We start from the raw sequence: 23250 nt of genomic DNA on the forward strand, positions 1-23250 counted from the left end.
GCGTGAGCGACAACGGCCGTCGCGGCGGCTGATAGGATCGTCGACGGAAGTGTGTCCGAGCGGCCTAAGGAGCATGGCTGGAATCCATGTAGGCGGGGTAACTCGCCTCGCAGGTTCAAATCCTGTCACTTCCGCTCAGCCGAGAACCCCGTCCACGCGAAAGCCTGGGCGGGGTTCTCGCGTGACGGCGCTCCGTCGGGGCGGCGACGTTCGACCAGGATCGGTGTCGCGCCACTGACCCGCGACGACGCCGCGGTACACCGCGCGGGTCGAGACGGCGGATGCCGCGACCCATCCCGTGACGCCGCCGTCGGCGTCGACGGCGACCAACCGGCCGACGCCGAGCTTGCCGGTGTCGAAGGCCTCCCAGGTGGGCGGCTCAGCCTCGAAGCTTGCGTTTCCCGTGGCGAGGCCTTCGTGATAGATCGCCTCCACCTCCGGCCAATCTTCGGGCCGCATCGCGCGGATCGCGACCGTCTTCACGGGCGGAGCGCGTTCGCGGCCTGGTCGAGGGCATCGGTGACGACGCGGAAGTACGCCCAGCGCCCGCGCTGCTCACGCGTGGCGAGCCCGGCATCCACGAGAAGCTTCATGTGGTGGGACACGGTCGGCTGGGACAGGCCGACCGGTGCGGTGAGGTCGCAGATGCAGGCTTCACCGCCCGGCGATGCGGCGATCAGCGACAGCAGGCGCACCCGCGTGGGGTCGCCGAGCGCCTTGAAGGTGCGGGCGAGGATCTCTGCATCGTCCGTCGTCAATGCATTCGCGGGCGCGGTCGAGCGGCACCCGTCGGCGGTGTTCGTCAGGAGGGGCAGCAGCGTCGGCATCTTTCGATTGTGCACCTCGTATTGACATCTGTCGATGCATGCCGGAATCTTTACCCATCGACAGATGTCGATACGAAGGAGGAGTCCGGTGGATGACGCACTGCCCGTCGTCGTGATCGGCGCCGGCCCCCAGGGGCTCGCCGCCGCCGCCCATCTCGTCGAACGCGGGATGCCGGTCGTCGTGCTCGAAGCGGGAGACACTCCGGCCGCTGCGGTGGCTGAGTGGGGCCATGTGCGGCTGTTCTCCGACTGGTCCGAGCTCGTCGATGCCGCCAGCGCTCGCCTCCTTGACGCGACGGGCTGGACACCGCCGCCGAGCGGCTACCCCACCGGCGCGCAGTGGATCGGTCGCTATCTCGCACCGCTGGCCGACGCACTCGGCGATCGTGTTCGTTACGGCGCGCGCGTCGTCGGCGTCTCGCGGTCGGGACGCGACCGCCTCGTCGATGCCGGCCGCGGCGATCAGCCCTTCACGGTGCACGTCCGACCGACCGGAGGCGACGACTATCGCCTCGCGGCACGCGCCGTCATCGACGCCTCCGGTACGTGGGAGACCCCCAACCCCGCGGGTGCGGACGGTCTGCCGGCTCTCGGCGAGCGCGCGGCGGCCGACCGGCTCAGCTACCGCATCCCCGATTTCCGAGATCGCTCCGGATTCGAGGGCAGACACACCGTCGTCGTCGGTTCCGGGCATTCCGCCCTCACCGCGGTCTTGGCCCTGGCACGGATGGCGCGCCGCGACCCGTCCACGACGGTGACCTGGGCGCTGCGTCGTGCGAGCGCGCGGAAGGCGTTCGGCGGGGGTGAAGCAGACGAGCTGCCCGCGCGCGGAGCCCTCGGCATCCGGGCGAAGGAGTTCGTGGATGCCGGTCTCGTCTCGCTCGTGACGGGGTTCCGCGTGGAACGCGTCACGGATGCCGGTGATGGCGTGGTCCTCGTGGCGGAGGACGGTCGTCACCTCGCTGCCGACAGGGCCGTCGTGCTCACCGGGTTCCGCCCCGACTTGTCGTTCCTGTCGGAGCTGCGTCTGGAGCTCGACTCCACCTTGCAGGCTCCCGTTCGCATCGCCGCCGAGGTGGACCCGAACGTGCACTCGTGCGGCTCGGTCGCCGCCACCGGCGCCGCCGACCTCGCCCACCCCGAACCGGGTTTCTTCATCGTCGGCGCGAAGTCGTACGGCCGCGCGCCGACCTTTCTCGCGCTCACCGGGTACGAGCAGGTGCGCAGCGTCGTGGCCGACGTGGCGGGCGATCACGAGGCCGCACGGCGTGTCGAGCTGGTCTTGCCCGATACTGGCGTGTGCGGCGGTGCCGGGCTCTTCGACGCCTCGGGCGCTTCGCGTGGCGGCGCCTGCTGCGCACCGCCGCCTCAGCCCGTCTCGATCATCCCGACCGCGCCCGCCCTCTCCTGACACCCGAACGAGGAATGCCATGACCGACTCCACCAAGCCCGCCGTCCTCTTCGTCTGCGTGCACAACGCCGGCCGCTCTCAGATGGCCGCCGGATACCTCCGTGCGCTCGCCGGCGACCGCATCGATGTGTTCTCGGCCGGCAGCGAGCCGGGCAACGCGGTCAACCCGGCCGCCGTGGCCGTGATGGCCGAAGAAGGCATCGACCTGTCCTCGGCCACCCCGCAGATTCTGACCACGGACGCCGTGCGCCAGGCCGACGTCGTCATCACGATGGGATGCGGGGATGCATGCCCCATCTTCCCCGGAAAGCGCTACGAGGACTGGCAGCTGACCGACCCGGCGGGCCAGCCCGTCGAGGTCGTCCGCGGGGTGCGTGACGACATCAAGGGGCGCGTGCAGGAACTCATCGCCAGTCTGAGCTGAGAAGCTGCGGCTCTCGAGGGGAGCGGGAACCGAATCCCGACCGCCGGGAATGCACCGGTCATCGCCGTCGTTGGGCTGACGGGCGGTCCGCGCTCGCGTGTCACCCGCGTCATCGTGCGTCATCGTGACTCGCGAGTGCGCCGGCCGCGACGTAACGTCGACACCCTGCGAAGTTCCACCCGGCATCCGCCGAAACAGGAGATATCCCCCCTCATGAGTTCCACCTCCACCACCGCGCCCGCCGCGAGTCCGCCCCAGCCGAAGAAGCCCTTCTACCGGTCGTTCGGCTTCCAGATCACGGTCGCGCTGATCGCCGGCATCCTGCTCGGCATCCTCGCCCTGAATCTGGGTCCGGATGCCGCGGGCAATCCCAACGGCCTGGCCGCGACCCTGTCGACCATCGGCTCGTCCTATGTCACGCTGCTGAAGGCGGCCGTCGTCCCGCTCATCTTCCTCGCGGTCGTGGCCAGCATCACGCAGCTGCGAAACGTCACCAACGCCGCCCGCCTGGCGGGTCAGACGCTGCTGTGGTTCGGGATCACGGCTCTGATCGCGGTGACGATCGGCATCGTCCTGGGCATCACGATCCAGCCCGGCAACCGCGTCGCGCACGACCAGCTCACGACCGGCGCCCCCTACACCGTCGGCACGTGGTGGAACTTCCTCAAGGGCCTGATCCCGCAGAACGTGCTCGGCCTCACCGTGTCGAGCTCGGCGAGCGAGTCGACCGGTGCGATCACCTCGACCGTCGGCTTCAACGTGCTGCAGGTCATCGTCATCTCGGTCGCCGTCGGCATCGCGGCGCTCAAGGTCGGCAAGCGCGCCGAGCCGTTCGTCTCGTTCACGCAGTCGTCGCTGAAGATCGTGCAGCGGGTGCTCTGGTGGATCATCCGCATCGCGCCCCTCGGCACGCTCGGTCTCATCGCCTCGGCGGTCGTGCAGTATGGCACGGACAAGCTGCTCACGCTCGTCTGGTTCGTCGTGGCCGTCTACGCCGGACTCGTGCTGGTGCTGTTCGTCGTCTACCCGATCCTCGTCAAGAGCCACGGCCTGTCGATCAAGCAGTACTTCTCCGGCGTCTGGCCGGCCGTGCAGCTCGGCTTCGTGTCGCGCTCGTCGATCGGCACCCTGCCGCTGACGCAGCGTGTGACCGAGCGCAACCTCGGCGTGCCGCGCGAGTACGCCTCGTTCGCGGTGCCGCTGGGCGCCACGACCAAGATGGACGGCTGCGCCGCCATCTACCCGGCGATCGCCGCGATCTTCGTCGCCCAGTTCTTCGGCATCGAGCTGAACATCGTGTCGTACCTGCTGATCGCCCTCGTTTCGGTCGTGGGCTCGGCGGCCACGGCCGGCACCACCGGCGCGACGGTCATGCTCACGCTGACCCTCTCCACCCTCGGCCTGCCCCTGGAGGGTGTCGGTCTGCTCCTCGCGATCGACCCGATCCTCGACATGGGACGCACGGCGGTCAACGTCGCGGGCCAGGCCCTGGTGCCGACGATCGTCGCCAAGCGCGAGGGCATTCTGAACCGCGAGCTGTACGACGCTCCGCGCGACGGCGAGCCGTTCGCCGACGACTCGGCCGACGACGTGGACGAGCAGGCCCCGGCGCTGTCGCGCAGCTGACGCCGGATCGCGGCGCGCCGGTTCAGACCGCCGCGCCGCGATCGGCGAATCCCGAGCCCGGCCGCACCACCAGCGACCACGGCAGCGCGAGCGTGCGCGCCCGCCGCGCCGCCGGCATCGCCGCGAGCATGGCGGATCGGATGCCGAGGGCGGCGCTCATCGCTGCGGCATCCGGGCCCCCGCTCGCGGCGTCCGCCGCGTAGTTCGCACGCTCGACGGCGGCCACGAGCCGCGACATCTCCTCCGCGGGCGCGCCACCGGCGGCCACGAGGAAGGCGCCGAAAGCACGCGGAGAGCGCGACGACGGCACGGGAAGTCCCGCATCGATCGCGGTGTCCTGCACGAGTCGCCAGGCGGCGGCGACCGTTGCGCGCCGGCGCAGCATGAGCCGCCGGACCGCCCCGGCCAGTCCCGGCAGTGCGGCGACCACGACGACGCCGCCCAGAACGGTGAGGAGCGGACGGAGGTCCATCAGGGTGGGCCCGGAGCCCGCGGCATCCGTCTGCGCCCCCTGCTGCGAGTCGTTCACGTCGGCCGGCGGGGCGGTCGTGGCCGCGGAGGTCGTCTCTGGACGGGGCGACGTCGTCGGCGCCGCGGTCGGGGCCGAGGCGGCGCTGTCGAAGCGCGTCTCGGTGCCGAGGCTCTTGGTCGGCTCGAACGGGACCCAGCCGATGCCGCGGAAGGAGACCTCCGGCCACGCGTGCAGCTGGCGACCCGTCACGTCGATGACGCGCTGACCGTCGACGACCTGGCCGGTGAACGAGCCCGGGAGGAACCCGACGACGATGCGGGTCGGCATGCCGAGGCTGCGTGCCATGAGGGCGAAGGCGCCCGCGAAGTGCACGCAGTATCCGCTCTTGGCCTGGAGGAAGGCGGCCACGGCGTCGACGCCCTGCCCGTCGAAGCCCTCCTGCACGGGCGCGTCGAGCGAGTACGTGAACTCCGGACCGCGGAACCAATCCTGCAGCGCGATGAGCTTGTCGTAGTCGGTGTCTGCCTGCGCGGTGACCTGACGGGCGAGCTGCGCGATGATCGGCGGGCTGCCGGCGGGGAGGGAGTCCACGTCGAGGCTCACACCCGCGCCTCCCGCCGACGACGCGCGGATCTGCTCGAGCGTCGGCTGGGCGATGTCGGAGACGACGGTGTACTCCTGGCCCTGCGTCGCCCCGGCCGCGCCGGCGACGGTGCGGTTGTACGGGGCGAACTGCCACGCGCCGGCCAATCCGTCGACCTCGGTGGCCGGGTAGGGGACGGGCGCGTAGGCGGACGCCAGGTTCTTGATCGAGACCGTCGTGCGCGTCGGGGTGAGCGCGATGTCCGGGGACACATCGACGGGCTCGAGCGGTGCCGCGCTCAGATCGACGGTGCTCGTGCGGTCGGGCTGCCAGACCGTGCCGTCGAACAGCGACAGCGTCGCCACGCGCAGGTACGGCACACGGGTGCCGTCGGTGCGCAGGGTGAGCACGGTCGCACCGTCCTGACGGCGCAGGTCCTTGCCGAGATCGAGCGACGGATCGATCATCGTGGAGGTGCCGAACCCCGCCGCGGGCACCGACGCCTGCAGCGTGGGGCCGACGGCGAGAGCGGCGATGATCGCGACGGCGCCGATCGCGGTGGCGACGACCGTCACCCCTCCCGCGTTGACCGTGCGCGCGGATGCGCCGGCGGTACGCGCCTCGCGGGTGCGGGTCTCGGCGCGGATGAGCAGCAGCACGGATGCCGCGAGCACCACGAACGCCACGATGTCGACCCCGGCCGGCACGGCGATGGCGGGGATGAGCCAGACGGCGACCAGGGCGATGCTGGCCAGAAGCGGCATCCGCGCCGTGACGACGACGTGATCGAGGGCGACGGTCAGAAGCCCGAGCGATGCGACGATGACGAACACGAGCGGCCGCGTCGGCGCCAGGGGAGCGACACCGTCCGTGATGAGAGCGGATGCCGTGGTGATCATCCGGGGCAGCGCCTCCACGACGCCGCCGGTCGGGATCACACCCAGAAGGGCGTTCGCCGGGAAGAAGACGGCGGTGACCGTGCCGGTCCACGCGGCGAGCTCGATGATCGTGACGACGATGACCGGCAGTCGCAGCCGGCGCAGTCCGTAGCCGAGCGCCAGCAGCGCGAACGGCAGGGCGATCGCGCCCCACAGCCACGAGCCGCTCTGCACGACGCGGGTGAGCGGAACGAGTGTGCTCAGGATGCCGAGCCACAGCGCCAGTGCGAGGCGCAGCTCTCCGTGGCGGCGCCGCTCACGAGGCGGCACGGTGCACGCTCCGGGTCTCGCGCGACGCCAGGGCGTCGCTCCAGGCGGCCGCGACGTCGCCGCCCGCGGTCAGCGCGCCGACGCGCCACCCGGTGTCGGCGGCGGCCGCCAGCACCTCCTGTGCCTCCGACACGAGGAGGAGGATCGGCATGGTGCTGTGGTGCGGCACGGGTGCGAGCGCGACGACATCCGCAGCCGCCAGGCCACCGGTCACGACGATCACGGGACCGGCCGCGATTCCCGTGAACAATCGGGCGAGCGCCTCGAGGGGGAGATCGCGCCGTGCGGTGATCGTGGCGAGGGCGACGGCGAGACGCTCGACGCCCGCCGTGTCGCCGCCCTCGATCGGGTCGCACAGTACGGCGCCGTCGGCGTCGATGACGGTGACGAGGTAGCCTTCGCGGACCAGTCGCGCCGTCGCCGAGACGCAGGCGGAGACCGCCGTCTCGAAGGTGGGGTCCGCGCCTGCGGCGCGCCCGGCGGCGGGCGACCAGCGCGCCGCGCCGCGATCGAGCACGACCACGGCTTCCGGGGTGGTCTCCTGCTCCTCCTGACGCACCATCAGCTCGTCGCGGTGGGCGCTGGCGCGCCAGTGGATGCGTCGCATCGAGTCGCCGGGCGCGTACGTGCGCGGGATGAGGTTGTCGGCGCCCTGGCCCATCCGATCCGTCACGCTGCGGGTGCTGCCCCCGGCGTCGCCGGGGAGGTCGTGCAGCTCTCCGAGATCGACGATCTCGGGCACGATCACCAGCGGCGAGGTGTCGCCGACCGTCCGGCGCCGCCGTGTGAAGCCGAACGGATCGGTCGTCACGAGTGCCAAGGGCCCCACGCGGCGAAGTCCACGGCGCTCGGCGCGCACGGCGTAGTCGACCTCGACCTGCGACGGGCCGGCGATCGCCGACCCGGTCGGCGGCAGCACGCCGTCCGGCGCGGCGCCGGCCGTGGATGCCGCGACCACGCCGTCGGGCACGGCGTCACGCCACCGCGCCTCGCTGGTGGGCAGAGAGGAACGGATCTCGACGGTGAGGCGCACCCGCACCTCACTGCCGGCGGCGGCGACGTCGGGGGAGAAGGCGCGGGTCGCCCGCGCGGAGCTCGGGAGCAGGTACAGGGTGGCGGCGCTGACGACCACGGCTGCCGCCAGCAGTGCGCCCACGTAGGCGAGCTCCGCGATGCCGAAGCGCTGGGCCAGCATGCCGCACACCGCGGCGAGCACCAGTGCGCCCAGGCCGCGCAGGGTCAGCGGCAGGCGAGACAGCAGGGGCCAGCGGGGCATCGGGCGCTCTCGATCAGCGGGTCGCGAGCGGCACGCGCACCGCGCCGACGATCGCGCGCAGCACGGCGCCGATCGTCTCCGTGCTGGAGCGGCCTCGAGCCGACGCGGTGCCACGCGACCCGATCAGTCGATGAGCGAACACCGGCTCGACGAGCGCCGCCACGTCATCCGGAATGACGAACTCGCGTCCGTCCAGCGCCGCGCGCACCTTGGCGGCGCGCACGAGCTGCAAGGTCGCACGGGGGCTCGCCCCGAGGCGCAGGTCGGGGTGCTCGCGTGTCGCCCGCGACAGCCCGACGGCGTACTCTTCGACGGCGGGGGAGACGTGCACGGCGCGCACCCAGGCGATGAGGGCCCTGACGTCGCCGGCGCCGAGCACGGGAGTGAGCGCGTCGAGAGGGTTGATGCGCTCGCGCTGACGCAGCATCAGGACTTCGCTCTCGGCATCCGGATAGCCCATGGAGATGCGCATCATGAAGCGGTCGCGCTGCGCCTCGGGCAGGGCATACGTGCCCTCCATCTCGAGCGGGTTCTGTGTCGCGACGACGAGGAACGGGTCGGCCAGCGCGTGGCTGGTGCCGTCGACGGTGACCTGATGCTCCTCCATCGCCTCCAGAAGAGCCGACTGCGTCTTCGGTGAGGCCCGGTTGATCTCGTCGGCGATGACGATCTGAGCGAAGACGGCACCCGGCTTGAATTCGAACTCGCGATCGACCGGGTTGTAGACGCTCACCCCCGTCACATCGCCCGGGAGGAGGTCGGGCGTGAACTGGATGCGACGCACGCTCGCGTCGACGGATGCCGCCAGCGCCCGCGCCAGCATCGTCTTACCGACCCCGGGCACATCCTCGATGAGGAGGTGTCCTTCGGCGAGGAGGCAGACGAGGGCGGCGCGCACGGCATCCGGCTTGCCGTCGATGACGCGCGTGATCGAGGACTCGACGGCCTCGGCCGCGCGGGCGAACGATTCGGCGGTGAGCGGGTGGTCGGGCATGCGTCTCCCTGTCTCAGCGGCGGTGCTCGCTCGATGCTAACCCGACTGGCGAGGCGGGAGCCCGTCGTCGGGTAAACTCGCATACAGCTCTCCGCGAGGCGGCACCCAGGCCAACTCCCCCAGGACGGAAACGTAGCAAGGGTAACCAGGCTCTGCCGGGTTCGCGGAGAGTCTTTCTTTTGCCCGGGGGCTTTCGGCGCGTGCGTCGGCGTGCGCCACCCGTCCGGATCGCTGCTTCCGTCCCGGCGGAAGGTTTTCTCCGGCAGATCCCTCCCGGCCTCCAGCGACCCCCACCTAGGCTGGAACCCGTGGCGCAGAGCATCTACATCACCTCCACCGAGGGACTGTCCGGCAAATCGACCATCGTCCTCGGAGTGCTCGACGCACTGACTCGATCCACCCCCCGGGTGGGCGTGTTCCGGGCCATCGCCCGTTCGATCGACGAACGCGACTACGTGCTCGAGATGCTCCTCGATCACATCGGCGTCGACCTCGACTACGAGGAGGCCGTGGGCGTCACCTACGATGACGTGCGACGAGACCCGGATGCCGCGCTCTCGCGCATCGTCGAGCGGTTCAAGGCCGTCGAGGCGAAGTGCGACGCGGTCGTCGTGGTCGGCAGCGACTTCACGGACGTCGGCTCGACCAGCGAGCTCGGCTACAACGCCCGCATCGCGGCGAACCTCGGCGCTCCCGTGCTGGTCGTGCTCAACGGTCGGGCAGACCAGGGCGACCGCCTCGGGGTGAGCGTTCCGCGCACGCCACAGCAGCTGGCGCAGCTCACCGAACTCGCCCTCACCGACATCACGCACCAGCGCGCCGAGCTGTTCGCGGTCATCACCAACCGCGCCGACCCCGCGCACCTCGACGAGATCAACGCGGCGATCGGCGACGTCGTGCGCGGCGTGCCCGCGGTCGACGGCAATCGTGAGGCCGAGGTCGCGGTGTGGTCCATCCCCGAAGACGTGTTCCTCGTCGCCCCGGCTGTCCGCGACATCATGCTCGCCCTCGGCGGCACGCTTCTTCGTGGTGACGAGGCGCTGCTCGTGCGCGAAGTGCTGGACGTGGTCGTCGCGGGCATGTCGCTCAACAACATCCTCCCGCGCCTCACCGAGGGTGCCATCGTCATCGTGCCGGCCGATCGCACCGAGGTGCTGCTCGGACTGCTGCTGGCGAACTCGTCGGGCACCTTCCCCTCGATCGCGGGCATCATCCTCAACGGTCCGTTCCCGCTGCCGCCGGCCGTGCAGGACCTCATGGTGGGACTGGACTCGCCGCTGCCGATCATCCAGACCGACCTGGACACGTACGACACCGCCGTCCGGGTCATGAGCACCCGCGGCCGCCTCGCCGCCGGCTCCCAGCGCCGCTACGACACGGCGCTGGCCCTGTTCGAGCAGCACGTCGACACCGACGAGTTCACGCGTGCGCTCGGGCTCGCCCACTCCACCGTCGTGACGCCGCTGATGTTCGAGTACCAGCTCCTGGAGCGCGCCCGTACCGGCCGTAAGCGCATCGTGCTGCCGGAAGGCGGCGACGACCGCGTGCTGAGGGCGGCGGCCACCGTGCTCGCCCGTGGCATCGCCGACCTGACGATCCTCGGCGACGAGGCGGAGGTGCGTGGTCGCGCGGTGGAGCTCGGCCTCGACCTGAGCGCCGCGCAGGTGCTGAGCCCGTTCGACCCGCAGATCGTGCACCGCTTCGCCGAGGAGTACGCCGAGCTGCGCAAGCACAAGGGCATCACGTACGAGAAGGCGGCCGACACCATCACCGACGTGTCGTACTTCGGCACGATGATGGTGCACCTGGGGCTGGCCGACGGCATGGTGTCGGGTGCCGCCCACACGACGGCGCACACCATCCGACCCGCGTTCGAGATCATCAAGACGCGCCCGGGCGTCTCAGTCGTCTCCAGTGTGTTCCTCATGGCGCTCGCCGACCGCGTGCTCGTCTACGGTGACTGCGCCGTGATCCCCGACCCGACCGCCGCGCAGCTGTCGGACATCGCCATCTCGTCGGCCGCCACGGCACGTCAGTTCGGCATCGAGCCGCGCATCGCGATGCTGTCGTACTCCACCGGCGAGTCCGGGTCGGGGGAGGACGTCGACAAGGTCCGCGAAGCCACGGCGTTCGTCCGCGAGCGCGCCCCCGAGCTGCTGGTCGAAGGCCCGATCCAGTACGACGCCGCGGCCGACGCTGCCGTCGCCAAGGCGAAGATGCCCGACTCCGCCGTCGCGGGACGGGCGACCGTGTTCGTCTTCCCCGACCTCAACACCGGCAACAACACCTACAAGGCGGTGCAGCGCTCCGCCGGCGCGGTCGCCATGGGGCCGGTGCTCCAGGGACTCAACAAGCCCATCAACGACCTGTCGCGCGGTGCGCTGGTCGAAGACATCGTCAACACGATCGCCATCACGGCGATCCAGGCGCAGAACCAGCAGCAGGGAAACAACGCATGACCGTCGTCCTCGTCATCAACAGCGGCTCCTCGTCGTTCAAGTATCAGCTCGTCGACGTCGAGTCCCAGACGGCGCTCGCGTCGGGTCTCGTCGAGCGCATCGGACAGGAGACCGGCTCGGCCCGCCACAAGGTGGGGGATGCCGATCACTCGCGCGAACTGCCGATCCCCGACCACACCGCCGGCTTCCGCGTGATGCTCGACGCGTTCGAGGAGTACGGTCCGTCGCTGGTCGAGACCCCGCCGTCGGCGGTGGGGCACCGCGTCGTCCAGGGCGGCGCCCGCTTCTTCCGCCCGACGCTGATCGACGATCTGGTCGAGATCAACATCGACGAGCTGTCGGTGCTCGCGCCGCTGCACAACCCCGGCGCGCTGCAGGGCATCCGCGCAGCCCGTGCGGCCTTCCCCGCGCTGCCGCACATCGCGGTGTTCGACACGGCGTTCCACCAGACCCTCCCGCCGGCGGCGTACACCTATGCGATCGACCAGACGATCGCGCGCAAGCACCGCATCCGCCGCTACGGCTTCCACGGCACCAGTCACAAGTTCGTCAGCGAGGCCGCCGCGGCGTATGTGGAGCGGCCTCTGCGAGAGCTCAAGCAGCTCGTGCTGCACCTGGGCAACGGCGCCTCGATCACGGCGATCGACGGTGGGCACTCCGTCGACACCTCCATGGGACTCACGCCGCTGGAGGGCCTCGTCATGGGGACCCGCTCCGGCGACCTCGATCCGTCGGTGCTGCTCGTGCTGGCGCGCCGCGAGGAGATGAGCCCGGGCGAACTGGACGAGTTCCTCAACAAGCGCAGCGGCATGGTGGGCCTCGCCGGCGTGTCCGACATGCGCGACATCGAGGACCGCCGTGCCGAGGGCGCGGGGGCGGCGATGCTCGCCTTCGACGTCTACATCCACCGGCTGCGAGCCTACATCGGCGCTTACATCGCCCAGCTCGGCGGCGTGGATGTCATCTCGTTCACCGCCGGGGTGGGGGAGAACTCGCCGCTCGTGCGCGCGGAGGCGATGGCGACCCTGGGCTTCCTCGGCATCCGTCTCGATCCGGAGCGCAACGAGGCGCGCGAGCGCGGCATCCGCACCATCTCCGCCGACGACTCCTCGGTCACCGTCCTCGTGGTCCCCACGAACGAAGAGCTGGAGATCGCCCGGCAGACGCTCGCCGTCGTCGCATCGTGACGCGCGGGTCACACCCGGGCCACTACGCTGAACCCGTGACAGCCGAGCTTCCCGAGCTTCCCGACCTGCGCGCACTCGACGGCGTGCTCTTCGACCTGGACGGCGTGCTGACGCCGACGGCCGACGTGCACATGCACGCGTGGCAGTCGATGTTCACCGAGCTGTTCAGCTCGTGGGGGATCGAGCCGCCGTACACGGAGGACGACTACTTCCGCTACCTCGACGGAAAGCAGCGCTACGATGGCGTCGCGAGCCTCCTGCGCTCCCGTGACGTCGAGGTGCCGTGGGGCGACCCCTCCGATCCGATCACCGCCGACACGGTCTGCGGCATCGGCAACCGCAAGAACGAGGTGTTCGCCCGCGTGCTGCGCACCGACGGCATCGCCCCGTATCCGGGCTCTCTCGCGCTGATCGAGCAGCTCCACGCCGCCGGCACCCCGATCGGTGTGGTGTCGAGCTCGAAGAACGCCGAAGAGGTGCTGACGATCGCAGGGATCCGCGACTTCTTCCCGGTCGTCGTCGACGGGGTGGTCTCGGCGCGCGAGGGGCTGCGCTCCAAGCCCGCCCCCGACATGTTCGCGGCCGGTGCCCGCATGCTCGGCGTCGATCCCGCCCGCAGCGCGGCGGTCGAAGACGCCCACTCCGGCGTCGCGTCGGCGGCGGCCGCCGGCTTCGGCCTCGTCGTGGGCGTCGACCGCGGCGCCGGGGCGCAGGCCCTCCTCGATCTCGGCGCGACGCTCGTCGTCGACGATCTCTCGGCTTTCGTCACCCGATGACCGGCCCTTCCGACGAAAGGATGGACAGGATGGATCGCGACCGTTTTCCGATCGACCCGTGGCGCCTCGTGGAGACGCGCTTCTCCCTCGAGGACGTGGGGGTCACCGAGACGCTGTTCGCGCTCGGCAATGGCTATCTGGGCCTGCGCGGCAATCAGCCCGAGGGACGGCACGCGCACGAGCACGGCACGTTCATCAACGGCTTCCACGAGATCTTCCCGATCCGTCACGCGGAGCAGGCGTACGGTTTCGCCGAGGTCGGGCAGACGATCATCAACGCTCCGGACGCCAAGGTCATGCGCGTCTATGTCGACGATGAGCCCCTGTCGTTCGACGTCGCCGACGTCCGCGAGTACGAGCGCGCGTTGGACATGCGCGCGGGCACGCTCACGCGTCACATCCGGTGGATGACGCCGAGCGGCAAGGACGTCGTGATCGACTTCGAGCGGATGGTCTCCTTCGAGGAGCGTCATCTCGCGGTCATGCGCGTCACCGTGACGGTGCTCAACAGCGACGCCCCGGTGACGGTGAGCTGCCAGATCGTCAACCGTCAGGACGGGCAAGACGTCTACGGCGGCTCGGCGCCCGGGGGCGCTGCGAAGAAGGGCTTCGACCCGCGCAAGGCGGAGAAGATCGAAGATCGCGTCCTGCACCCCGAGGAGTACTGGCAGGACGGCGACCGCGTCGCGCTGTCGTACCGGGTGAACGCGTCGGGGATGACGATGGCGGTCGTCGCCGACCACGTCGTCGACACCGAGAACGAGTACTCGTCCCGCACGCTCATCGAACCCGACATCGCGAAGAACGTGTATCGCGTGCAGGCGAAGGCGGGCGTGCCGGTGACGGTCACGAAGCTCGTCAGCTACCACACGTCGCGCGGCGTCCCCGCGCGCGAGCTCGTCGATCGGGGTCGCCGCGCGCTCGATCGCGTGGGTGCCGAGGGCGTCTCTCGGCAGTTCGAGCGCCAGCGGGCCTGGATGGACGCGTTCTGGGACCGTTCCGACGTCGCCATCGGCGGTCACGACGACCTGCAGCAGGCGACACGCTGGTGCCTGTTCCAGCTCGCGCAGGCAGCGGCCCGCGCCGACGGTCAGGGCGTTCCCGCCAAGGGCGTGTCGGGCTCGGGGTACAGCGGTCACTACTTCTGGGACACCGAGATCTACGTGCTCCCGTTCCTCATGTACACGACCCCGCTCTGGGCTCGCAACGCGCTGAGGATGCGCTACCTCATGCTGCCGGCCGCGCGTCGTCGGGCCGCTCAGCTCAACGAGGCGGGGGCCCTCTTCCCGTGGCGCACGATCAGCGGTGAAGAGGCGTCGGCCTACTACGCCGCCGGTACCGCGCAGTACCACATCAACGCCGACGTCAGCTTCGCGCTCGCCAAGTACGTGCGTGCCACGGGCGACGACGAGTTCCTGTACCGCGAGGGCGTGGACATCGCCGTCGAGACGGCGCGGCTCTGGGCCACGCTCGGGTTCTGGCGCTTCACCGAGGACGGCCAGCCCGAGGTGTTCCACATCCACGGCGTCACCGGTCCCGACGAGTACACGACGGTCGTCAACGACAACCTGTTCACGAACGTGATGGCGCGCTTCAACCTGCGTTTCGCGGCGCGTATCGTGCGTGAGATGGCGCAGGATGCGCCGGAGCACTACGCGCAGATGGTGGAGCGGCTCTCGTTCGACCCGGCGGAGGCCGACGCGTGGGAGGCCGCCGCGGAAGCGATGCACATCCCGTACAGCGAGGGCCTCGGCATCCATCCTCAGGACGAGGTGTTCCTCGAGCGTGAGGTGTGGGATCTGGAGAACACGCCGCCGGAGCAGCGCCCGCTCCTGCTGCACTTCCATCCGCTGGTGATCTACCGCTATCAAGTGCTCAAGCAGGCCGATGTCGTGCTGGCGCTGTACCTGCAGGGCAATCACTTCACCGACGAGGAGAAGCTGGCCGATTTCGAGTACTACGACCCGCTGACGACGGGAGATTCGACGCTGTCGGCGGTCGTCCAGGCGATCCTTGCGGCCGAGGTCGGGTACCAGGATCTGGCTCTGGAGTACTTCTCGCAGTCGATCTTCGTCGACCTCGGCGACCTGCACCACAACGCGTCCGACGGGGTGCACGTGGCCTCTGCCGGCGGTGTCTGGACCGCGCTGGTCGCCGGCTTCGGCGGCATGCGGGATCACTACGGCGAGCTGAGCTTCGATCCGCGCCTGCCCAAGGCCTGGCCGTCACTGTCGTTCACCCTGCACTGGCAGGGCACGCCGCTGAAGATCGAGATCACCGCGGAGCAGCTGCGCGTGGATGCCGGTGCCGGCGAGCCGGTCTCCTTCTCGGTGCGCGGCGAGACGTTCGTCGTCGGAGCGGAGTCGACGCTGACGGTGCCGCTGCGCGGTCAGGGGCCGGAGCTGTCGGGTCGTCCCAGGATCAGCGACATCGGCGACGCCCTGCGCGAGGACGGCACGTTGCTATCGGCTTCCGTGCCGACGATGACGACCTCGATTCCGGTGATCACCGGCAGCATCCCGATCGTCGGGGCGATGCCGGGCGACGACGGGAACCTCGGTATCGACTCCTGAGTCCCGTCACGCCGTCGCGGAGGCGACGGTGCGCGACACCGATGGGCCCGCACCAGGGCTGCGGTGCGCATCCGTCTCGGCCGCGATGGCGCGCACCGCGTCGCGCCCGGCGCGGTTGGCCCCGACGGTCGACTGGGAGGGGCCGTAGCCGATGAGAAACAGTCGCGGGTCGTCGATCGCGCGGCCGTTCGCCACGCGGATGCCGCCGGCGCTGGTCCGCAGCCCGAGCGGGGCGAGGTGGGCGATGTCGGCCCGGAAGCCCGTGGCCCACAGGATGACGTCGGCCGGCTCGAACGTGCCGTCCGGCATCCGTACGCCGTGCTCCTCGATGCGCGCGAACATCGGATGCCGCACGAGGACGCCGCGCTCGTCGGCGCCGCGGGCCCACGGCGTCCAGTGCTGTCCGGTCACCGAGATGACGCTCCCGGGCGGCTCGCCGCGCCGCACGCGCTCCTCCACGCCGGCGATCGCCGCCACACGGGCCGCGGTGTCGAACTCCGCGGCATCCCACCGCACCTCGCGCCGCGTCACCCAGAAGGTGTCGGCGACGCGCGAGATCTCCTCCAGCAGCTGCACGGCGGAGATGCCCGCGCCGACGATGACGACCCGGCGACCGGCGAACTCCTCGGCCGACACGTAGTCGTGGACGTGCAGCTGGCGTCCGGCGAAGTCCTCCTGGCCGGGGTAGTGGGGCCAGAACGGGCGTCGCCACGTGCCGGTCGCGTTGATGACGTACCGCGCGAACCATACGCCTCGGTCGGTCTCGATGCGCAGGAGACCGTTCGGGTCGTCGTCGACACGGCGAACCGCGCGCACGATCACCGGACGGTGCACGCGCAGATCGAAGCGACGCTCGTAGTCCGCGAAGTACGCGGGCAGCACGTCCGCGCTCGGCGCCGTCGGATCGGCGGGCGGCACGGGTGCGCCCGGAAGCTCGTAGATGCCGTTGACCGTTCCCATGCGCAGTGACCGCCAGCGATGCTGCCACGCCCCGCCGGGGGCGGCGTCGGCGTCGAGCACCGCGAAGGTGCGGGCGTCGCCGTCGCCGGGCGCGGGGACGAAGCCGCGGCGACGCAGATGGTAAGCGGCCGACAGGCCCGCCTGGCCGGCACCGATGACGATGACGTCCACCGTCGCGGTGGGGACGTCGATGCTCATGTCCTCTTCAACGCCCCGCACCCGGCGATGTTCCCGACCTGGATGTCGGGAGCACACCGTAGTCTGTTCTGGTGACCACCGCCCTGTACCGCCGCTACCGACCGGAAACGTTCGGCGAGATGATCGGGCAGGCGCAGGTCACCGAACCGCTCATGACGGCGCTGCGCAGCGACCGCGTCGGCCACGCCTACCTCTTCAGCGGTCCGCGCGGCTGCGGCAAGACGACGTCGGCCCGCATCCTCGCGCGCTGCTTGAACTGCGCGGCCGGCCCGACCGACACGCCCTGTGGTGTCTGCGACAGCTGTGTCGAGCTCAGCCGCGGCGGCGGAGGTTCACTCGATGTGGTCGAGATCGACGCGGCATCACACAACGGTGTCGACGACGCCCGCGATCTGCGCGAGCGCGCGATCTTCGCACCCGCGCGCGACCGCTTCAAGATCTTCATCCTCGACGAGGCGCACATGGTGACCGCGCAGGGCTTCAACGCCCTGCTCAAGCTCGTCGAGGAGCCGCCGGAGCACGTCAAGTTCATCTTCGCCACCACCGAGCCCGAGAAGGTCATCGGCACGATCCGCTCGCGCACCCACCACTATCCCTTCCGCCTGGTCGCACCCGCGGCGATGCTCGAGTACGTCGAACAGCTCTGCGTCCAGGAAGGGGTGCAGACCGAAGCCGGCGTGCTTCCGCTGGTGGTGCGGGCCGGCGGCGGCTCGCCACGCGACACCCTGTCGCTGCTCGATCAGCTCATCGCCGGCTCCGACCCCGTGGACGGCGAGAACGGGGCGACGGTGCGGTACGAGCGCGCCGTCGCGCTGCTGGGGTACACCCACGGCGCGCTGCTCGACGAGGTCGTCACCGCATTCGCTGCGCACGACGCGGCCGCCGCCTTCGCTGCCATCGATCGGGTCGTGCAGACCGGGCAGGATCCGCGCCGGTTCGTCGACGATCTTCTCGAACGGCTGCGCGACCTCATCATCGTGGCTGCCACGGGAGAGGGTGCCGGGGCGGTGCTGCGCGGCATCCCCGCCGACGAGCTCGAGCGGATGGGCCGTCAGGCCTCTGCCTTCGGCACCGATCGTCTCTCGCGCATCGCCGATCTCGTCGTCGGTGCCCTCGATGACATGAGCGGGGCGACGTCTCCGCGCCTGCAGCTCGAGCTGCTCGTGGCACGGGTGCTGGCCCACACCGCCGATGCCGCCGCCGTGCCTGCCGCGACGCCCGCTGCGCCTCCCGCGACGCCCGCCGCGCCTCCCGCGGTGTCGGGCGCCCCCGAGGCGCCGGTGGTTCCGGTCGTTGAGCGAGCGAGCGCACCGAGCGAGTCGAAACGCCCCGAGCCCGAGCCCTCGCCCGCCCCGGTCGCGCCGAGCGGCCCGGTCACCCTCGCGCAGGTGCGCGATGCGTGGCCGGAGATCCTCCAGCGCCTCGAGCCCGTGAGCCGATCGTCGTGGATGATCGCCGTCGACGCCACCCCGGTCGCGTTCGCCGACGACGTGCTGACGCTGAGCTTCCGCACCCAGGCGGATGTCGCCGCGTTCAAGAAGCTCGCGGCGGGCAAGGGCCCCAGCGAAGACCTGCGCGGTGCGATCCGCGAGGTTCTCGGCATCCGCGTGAAGTACGTGGCGCGGTTCGACGCCGATGCGACCGCCGAGCCGCCCGCCTCGGGTTCTCCGACTCCACCGGCCGACGGGCCTCGCGCCGACGGCGGCTCCTCTGGAGCGACCCGTTCCGACGGCGGTGAGCGGCCTCGATCGACGCCGACCATCGCATCGTCCGCTGCCGCGCCGGTAACGGAGTGGGCAGTGGCACGGATTCCGAGTGACCCCGCGCCACAGGCTTCGGCGCCGAGCGAGCCCGCGGGGGGTGCGACGGCGGCGTCCGCTCTCGCCACCGTTGCTCCTGCCGCGGTCGGGCTGGCAGTCGACGAAGAGCCCGAGGACGCCACCGCCGAGACGGTGCGTACATTGACGATCCCGCGGGACGGCACCGTGCTGCCCGCGACGACGGAGTACGCGCACACCGACGACGACGCCCCCGACGAGGACGAGTTCCCGCCGCCGCTCGACGACGCCCCGCTGCCGGCCCGCGCGCCGGTCGCCGTCGAACGCCCCGCCCCGCCCCGCGCACTCCGTTCCGGCGGCATCGAACGCGTCGGTGAGGCGGTCGTCCGCCAAGTGCTGGGGGCGACGTTCGTGCGCGAAGAGCCGTACACACCGCCGACGAGGTTCAGCTAAGCCATGTACGACGGCATCGTCCAAGACCTCATCGACGAGTTCGGCCGCCTTCCCGGCATCGGGCCGAAGTCGGCGCAGCGGATCGCGTTCCATATCCTTCAGACTCCGACGTTCGACGTCGCGCGTCTGTCGCACCTGCTCGGTGAGCTTCGCGAACGCGTGCGCTTCTGCGAGATCTGCGGCAACGTGAGTGAGCAGGAACGCTGTGCGATCTGCCGCGATCCCCGTCGTGATCAGACCTTCATCTGCGTGGTCGAGGATGCGAAGGACGTTTCGGCCATCGAGCGCACGCGCGAGTTCCGTGGGCTCTACCACGTGCTCGGCGGCGCCATCAGCCCGATCGCCGGCATCGGACCCGACGACCTGCGCATCACACAGTTGATGCAGCGCCTCGCCGACGGCACGGTGCAGGAGGTCATCCTCGCGACGAACCCGAACCTCGAAGGAGAGGCCACCGCGACCTACCTCAGCCGGCTCCTGCACACCCTCGAGATCCGCGTGACCCGGTTGGCGTCCGGTCTTCCGGTGGGCGGCGACCTCGAGTACGCCGACGAGGTCACCCTCGGGCGCGCCTTCGAGGGGCGCCGGGCCGTCTGATGGCGTCGGCCGTCTCCGGTCGTGCCTGGGCGCTGTACGCGCTGATGGCGGTGCTATGGGGCATCCCGTACCTGTTCATCAAAGAGGCGGTCGACTCGCTGACACCAGCCGCCGTCGTCGCGGGCCGCACCCTTCTCGGCGCGGCGGTGCTGCTGCCCATCGCGCTGCGACGCCGAGCCCTTCGGCCGGCGCTGGCGCTCTGGCCGTGGGTGCTGGCCTTCGGGGCCATCGAAATGGCCGGGCCTTTCCTCTTGCTGGGGCACGCGGAGCAGACGCTGCCGTCCGGGCTCACTGGTCTGCTGGTGGCGACGGTGCCGCTGTTCGCCACCGGGATCGCCCTCGTGCGCGGCGACCGGTCCGCTCTGAGTCCGGCCCGCGCCGTCGGACTCGTCGTCGGCTTCGCCGGCCTGGTGGTCATCGTCGCCGGCCCCGGACTCGCCGTCGCCGAGCCGGCGCAGGCGCTGGGGGCCATCGCCCAGGTCCTGCTCGTCGCCCTGCTCTACGCGATCGCGCCGTTCATCATCGCCACCAAGCTCGCTCACGTCCCCTCGCTCGGCACCATCACCCTGTCCCTGCTCGCGGTCGGCCTCGCCTACCTGCCGTTCGCGCTGCTGACCCAGCACGAGCTTCCCACCGTCCGCAGCGGGCTGTCGCTCGTCGCCCTCGGCATCCTGTGCACCGCGCTGGCCTTCCTGGGCTTCTTCGCGCTCATCGGCGAGGTCGGTCCCGTGCGTGCGCCGCTGTTCACGTACGTCAACCCGGTCGTCGCGATCCTGCTGGGCGTGCTCCTGCTCGGCGAGCCGTTGTCGCCGGGGCTGCTGCTCGGCTTTCCGCTCGTGCTCATCGGCTGCTGGTTCGCCGCGACGGGAGGTCGGGTGCGTCTGCGACGTCAGGCGCCGCCGTACGCGCCCTAGGGTCGCGAACGTCTCCGGCTCGACGCGCTACCCCTCGTCCGCTGGATCGACGCCCGGCGTTCACCGGTTCGTCCGGTCGCTGTCGCCTCGGACCGCCACTCTTCCCTCGCGGCCGTGTGCACGACCTCCGGTGTCGCGAAAGGGAGAATCATGTCCGCGCGTCTTCTCTACGCGCATTTTCCCGCGGCTTCGCACAGGAGCGCCCTCGAGTGGATGCGCGTCGTCGCCGAGATCGCATCCGGGCATCCGGGCGTCGGGCCCTTCGCGAGTGGTCAGGAGCCGTTGCCGGCCCTCGAGCCCGCCGTCGCATGGCGTTTGGTGAGCGAGAACCGGCGCGAGATCGCACGGGGATGCCGTGTGTTCACCGATGAGGGGGCGGCCCGCATCGATCTGGCGCAGCTGTTGCGCGCGGCATCGACGTTCGAGATCCACACCAGTCCGGCGCCCCGTTTGCGCAGCACGGGGTGGTTCGTCAGCGCGCGCGGATCGCTCGTGATGATGGGCGCTCGTCGCTACGAGAAGCGCTCGGCCGCCGAGAGTGCTGCGGCTCTCGCGGTGCGCCTCATGCAGGAACTGGCCGCCACCGCGTCGCGCGGCACCGACCTCGGGCGCGGCCGGCCGGCACCGGTGGACCCGCTGATCCTGCAATGAGCGACGGCCTCATCGCCGAACGGTTCCGCCTTCGGAAGCTCCGGGGAAGCGGCGGCACGGCCGCCGTCTTCGAAGCCGATGACACACGGCACGGGCGCCGCGTGGCCGTGAAGCTGCTGCATCCGCATCTGGCCGTCGGACCGGTCGCCTGGGAGGCGTTCTTCGAAGAGGTGCGGGCTGCGCAGGCGATCGCGCATCCGAACATCGCCGAGGTCTACGACGCGGGTCTCGCGCCGGGTGATCCACCCGTTGCATGGATCGCGATGGAGCTCGTCGAGGGTGTCACTCTCGCCGACCACGTACGAGAGCGCGGGCCGTTGACCATCGCGGATGCCGTAGCCGTCTTCGCCGCCGTCCTCGACGCGACCGGCGCCGCGCACGCCGGTGGCGTCGTCCACCGCGACATCACGCCGTCGAACATCATGCTCACCTCCAGCGCGAGCGCCGACGCGGACGGCACGGTGAGCGGCATCCGGCTCCTCGACTTCGGTCTGGCCGATGTGCCGGGGCGCACGACGCGCGGCGCGGACCCGCTGCTGAGTGGTGCGGCATCCGAAGCGTCGAACGCGGGCGTCGTTGCCAGCGTTCCCTATGCCTCGCCGGAACAGCTCTTGGGTGAGGCGGTCGGAGAAGCGAGCGACATCTACCAGATCGGTGCCACGCTCTTCTTCGCGCTGACGGGACGTTCGCCCTTCGAGGGCGAGACTGCGGCGGTCGTCCGCGCGCACCTGTCGGCGCCCCCACCGGTGCCGTCGGCGCGTCGTCGCGGCATCCCGCCGGCGCTCGACCGTCTCGTCACGACCGCCATGCTGAAGCGTCAGCAGGATCGATACACCGATGCCGCCGCGATGCGCGCCGCTCTCGACGCTGTCATCGACGTGGGGCCGGGCGAGGCGAGGACCACATCGCCCACGGTGGCGACACGTGTGTACCGCACGCGGCTGCCGGGCGGCGATGTCCCCACCGGCGGCAGCGGGCTGCCCCTCGCCGCCACACCGGGGCCCTCACCCGCACCCTTCTCGCACACGCGCGAGGCGTGGAGGGCACCTCTCATCGCCGCCGGACTCATCGCCGCCGTGACTGCCGCTGCCGGCTGGTCGGCGATGGCCGCCTCGACGCCGGAGAACCCGATCGCGACAGCGGGCGCCGCCGTGACGGGGACGGCGACGTCGGCCCCGAGCGCATCACCGGCCGACACTGCGGCGGTGAGCGCGCGCCGCGCGGTCCCGGACGTCCGAGGACTCACGGTCGACGAGGCGGTGAGCACGGTGGAGCGGGCGGGATTGACGGTCGGTGACATCGGCCGCGACGACGGACCCGCCGTGCGCGACACCGTGCTCGCCTCGGTGCCCGCCGCCGGCGACGAGGTCCGTGCGGGCGCCGTGATCGCGCTGCGCGCGGCGTCAGGCCTCAATACTGTTCCCGTCGTGACGGGGATGGTGCCGGCGGAGGCGCAGGGCGCCCTGACTACCGCCGGCTTCTCCTCTCGTGTGGCCGTCGGCGGCTTGGGTGTCCCCGGTGTCGTCGCCGAGACCGCACCGGGGTCGGGGCAGGTCGCAGCGGTGGGCTCGGTCGTGGTGCTGCGGATTCCCCCCGAGGCGTCCGCGACGCCGAGCGCGTCGGCGAGCCCGACACTGACGCCCCCGCCGTCGTCGACCCCGACGGACATGCCCCCGGCGACGGAGCCTCCCCGACCATGACGGACACCTCTCGCACGCACAGCGGTCATGCGTGCGACACGATTGCAGCGGTCGTCGTTCACCCTCCCGCGTCATCCTGGCTCCGCGAAGCCCCTCCCGAGGGCTCCGCCGCGCGCGTTGCGGAACGACCAGCGTCGCTCGGCCTCGAGATCCGCCCACCCGTTCCGCACGCCAGGGAGGCGC

General features: G+C 70.9%; 18 protein-coding genes, 1 tRNA gene and 1 other RNA gene. 14 read left to right on the top strand and 6 right to left on the bottom strand.

Features of this window, described 5'->3' with window-relative positions; genetic code table 11:
* Nucleotides 1-45 precede the first annotated feature (45 nt).
* Nucleotides 46-134, top strand: a tRNA-Ser gene (locus tag BGN98_RS10140).
* A gap of 1 nt (nt 135) precedes the next feature.
* Here the strand turns inward: BGN98_RS10140 and BGN98_RS10145 are convergent.
* Together BGN98_RS10145 and BGN98_RS10150 are read right to left on the bottom strand one after the other, a co-directional pair.
* Nucleotides 136-483 (bottom strand): GNAT family N-acetyltransferase, encoded by a 348-nt coding sequence (locus tag BGN98_RS10145; protein WP_231860835.1) that lies wholly within the window; start codon nt 481-483, stop codon nt 136-138.
* Entirely contained in the window at nt 480-827 is a 348-nt protein-coding gene (locus BGN98_RS10150; protein ID WP_288121261.1) for an ArsR/SmtB family transcription factor, read from the bottom strand. Before BGN98_RS10150 ends, BGN98_RS10145 begins: the two co-directional genes overlap by 4 nt.
* Nucleotides 828-915: 88 nt before the next feature.
* On the opposite strand from BGN98_RS10150, the gene BGN98_RS10155 reads away from it, so the two are divergent.
* From BGN98_RS10155 to BGN98_RS10165, 3 genes are all read left to right on the top strand, one after another.
* The gene (locus BGN98_RS10155) at nt 916-2238 is read left to right on the top strand and encodes an FAD-dependent oxidoreductase (protein ID WP_288121263.1); all 1323 of its coding nucleotides are present in this window, start codon (nt 916-918) and stop codon (nt 2236-2238) included.
* Nucleotides 2239-2257: 19 nt separating this feature from the next.
* Nucleotides 2258-2662 carry an arsenate reductase ArsC gene (locus BGN98_RS10160; protein ID WP_005051312.1) on the top strand — a complete coding sequence of 135 codons (405 nt, stop codon included), beginning with the start codon at nt 2258-2260 and terminating at the stop codon, nt 2660-2662.
* Between the two features lie 213 nt (nt 2663-2875).
* The gene (locus BGN98_RS10165; RefSeq protein ID WP_016464432.1) at nt 2876-4288 is read left to right on the top strand and encodes a dicarboxylate/amino acid:cation symporter; all 1413 of its coding nucleotides are present in this window, start codon (nt 2876-2878) and stop codon (nt 4286-4288) included.
* 22 nt (nt 4289-4310) lie between these two features.
* Here BGN98_RS10165 and BGN98_RS10170 read toward each other — a convergent pair whose 3' ends face one another.
* The 3 genes from BGN98_RS10170 to BGN98_RS10180 are packed head-to-tail and all read right to left on the bottom strand — an operon-like array spanning nt 4311 to nt 8821.
* Entirely contained in the window at nt 4311-6551 is a 2241-nt protein-coding gene (locus tag BGN98_RS10170) for a transglutaminase TgpA family protein (protein WP_288121265.1), read from the bottom strand.
* On the bottom strand, nt 6538-7827 hold the full coding sequence (locus BGN98_RS10175; protein WP_288121267.1) for a DUF58 domain-containing protein: 1290 nt from the start codon (nt 7825-7827) through the stop codon (nt 6538-6540). The genes BGN98_RS10170 and BGN98_RS10175 overlap by 14 nt, the downstream gene beginning before the upstream one ends.
* 13 nt (nt 7828-7840) lie before the next feature.
* Complete coding sequence (locus BGN98_RS10180) at nt 7841-8821, bottom strand: AAA family ATPase (RefSeq protein WP_288121269.1); 981 nt, start codon at nt 8819-8821, stop codon at nt 7841-7843.
* An 82-nt stretch (nt 8822-8903) separates the two neighbouring features.
* On the opposite strand from BGN98_RS10180, the gene ffs reads away from it, so the two are divergent.
* From ffs to BGN98_RS10205, 5 genes are all read left to right on the top strand, one after another.
* Nucleotides 8904-9000, top strand: an RNA gene (ffs, locus tag BGN98_RS10185) — signal recognition particle sRNA small type.
* 129 nt (nt 9001-9129) lie between these two features.
* The gene (gene pta, locus BGN98_RS10190; RefSeq protein WP_061682718.1) at nt 9130-11280 is read left to right on the top strand and encodes a phosphate acetyltransferase; all 2151 of its coding nucleotides are present in this window, start codon (nt 9130-9132) and stop codon (nt 11278-11280) included.
* Nucleotides 11277-12467, top strand: a complete 1191-nt coding sequence (locus BGN98_RS10195) for an acetate/propionate family kinase (protein ID WP_061682720.1) — start codon at nt 11277-11279, stop codon at nt 12465-12467. The genes pta and BGN98_RS10195 overlap by 4 nt, the downstream gene beginning before the upstream one ends.
* Before the next feature lie 35 nt (nt 12468-12502).
* The gene (locus BGN98_RS10200; RefSeq protein WP_061682722.1) at nt 12503-13243 is read left to right on the top strand and encodes an HAD family hydrolase; all 741 of its coding nucleotides are present in this window, start codon (nt 12503-12505) and stop codon (nt 13241-13243) included.
* 29 nt (nt 13244-13272) lie between these two features.
* Entirely contained in the window at nt 13273-15816 is a 2544-nt protein-coding gene (locus tag BGN98_RS10205) for a glycoside hydrolase family 65 protein (RefSeq protein WP_288121274.1), read from the top strand.
* A gap of 6 nt (nt 15817-15822) precedes the next feature.
* Here BGN98_RS10205 and BGN98_RS10210 read toward each other — a convergent pair whose 3' ends face one another.
* Nucleotides 15823-16974, bottom strand: coding sequence for an NAD(P)-binding domain-containing protein (locus tag BGN98_RS10210; RefSeq protein ID WP_288121276.1), 1152 nt, complete (start codon nt 16972-16974; stop codon nt 15823-15825).
* Between the two features lie 71 nt (nt 16975-17045).
* Here BGN98_RS10210 and BGN98_RS10215 point away from each other — a divergent pair, with 71 nt between their 5' ends.
* The 5 genes from BGN98_RS10215 to BGN98_RS10235 all read left to right on the top strand — a co-directional run bounded on the left by BGN98_RS10215 (nt 17046) and on the right by BGN98_RS10235 (nt 23067).
* Nucleotides 17046-19205, top strand: coding sequence for a DNA polymerase III subunit gamma and tau (locus BGN98_RS10215; protein WP_288121277.1), 2160 nt, complete (start codon nt 17046-17048; stop codon nt 19203-19205).
* A 3-nt stretch (nt 19206-19208) separates the two neighbouring features.
* Nucleotides 19209-19802, top strand: a complete 594-nt coding sequence (recR, locus tag BGN98_RS10220) for a recombination mediator RecR (RefSeq protein WP_036286253.1) — start codon at nt 19209-19211, stop codon at nt 19800-19802.
* The gene (locus tag BGN98_RS10225; protein WP_288121280.1) at nt 19802-20716 is read left to right on the top strand and encodes a DMT family transporter; all 915 of its coding nucleotides are present in this window, start codon (nt 19802-19804) and stop codon (nt 20714-20716) included. Before recR ends, BGN98_RS10225 begins: the two co-directional genes overlap by 1 nt.
* A 150-nt stretch (nt 20717-20866) precedes the next feature.
* Nucleotides 20867-21367 carry a hypothetical protein gene (locus tag BGN98_RS10230; protein ID WP_061682733.1) on the top strand — a complete coding sequence of 167 codons (501 nt, stop codon included), beginning with the start codon at nt 20867-20869 and terminating at the stop codon, nt 21365-21367.
* Nucleotides 21364-23067 carry a protein kinase domain-containing protein gene (locus BGN98_RS10235; protein ID WP_288121282.1) on the top strand — a complete coding sequence of 568 codons (1704 nt, stop codon included), beginning with the start codon at nt 21364-21366 and terminating at the stop codon, nt 23065-23067. The genes BGN98_RS10230 and BGN98_RS10235 overlap by 4 nt, the downstream gene beginning before the upstream one ends.
* Nucleotides 23068-23250: the final 183 nt, after the last annotated feature.

The sequence above is a fragment of the Microbacterium sp. 69-7 genome, assembly GCF_001897985.1.
In the GTDB taxonomy this organism is placed as follows: Bacteria; Actinomycetota; Actinomycetes; order Actinomycetales; family Microbacteriaceae; genus Microbacterium; species Microbacterium laevaniformans.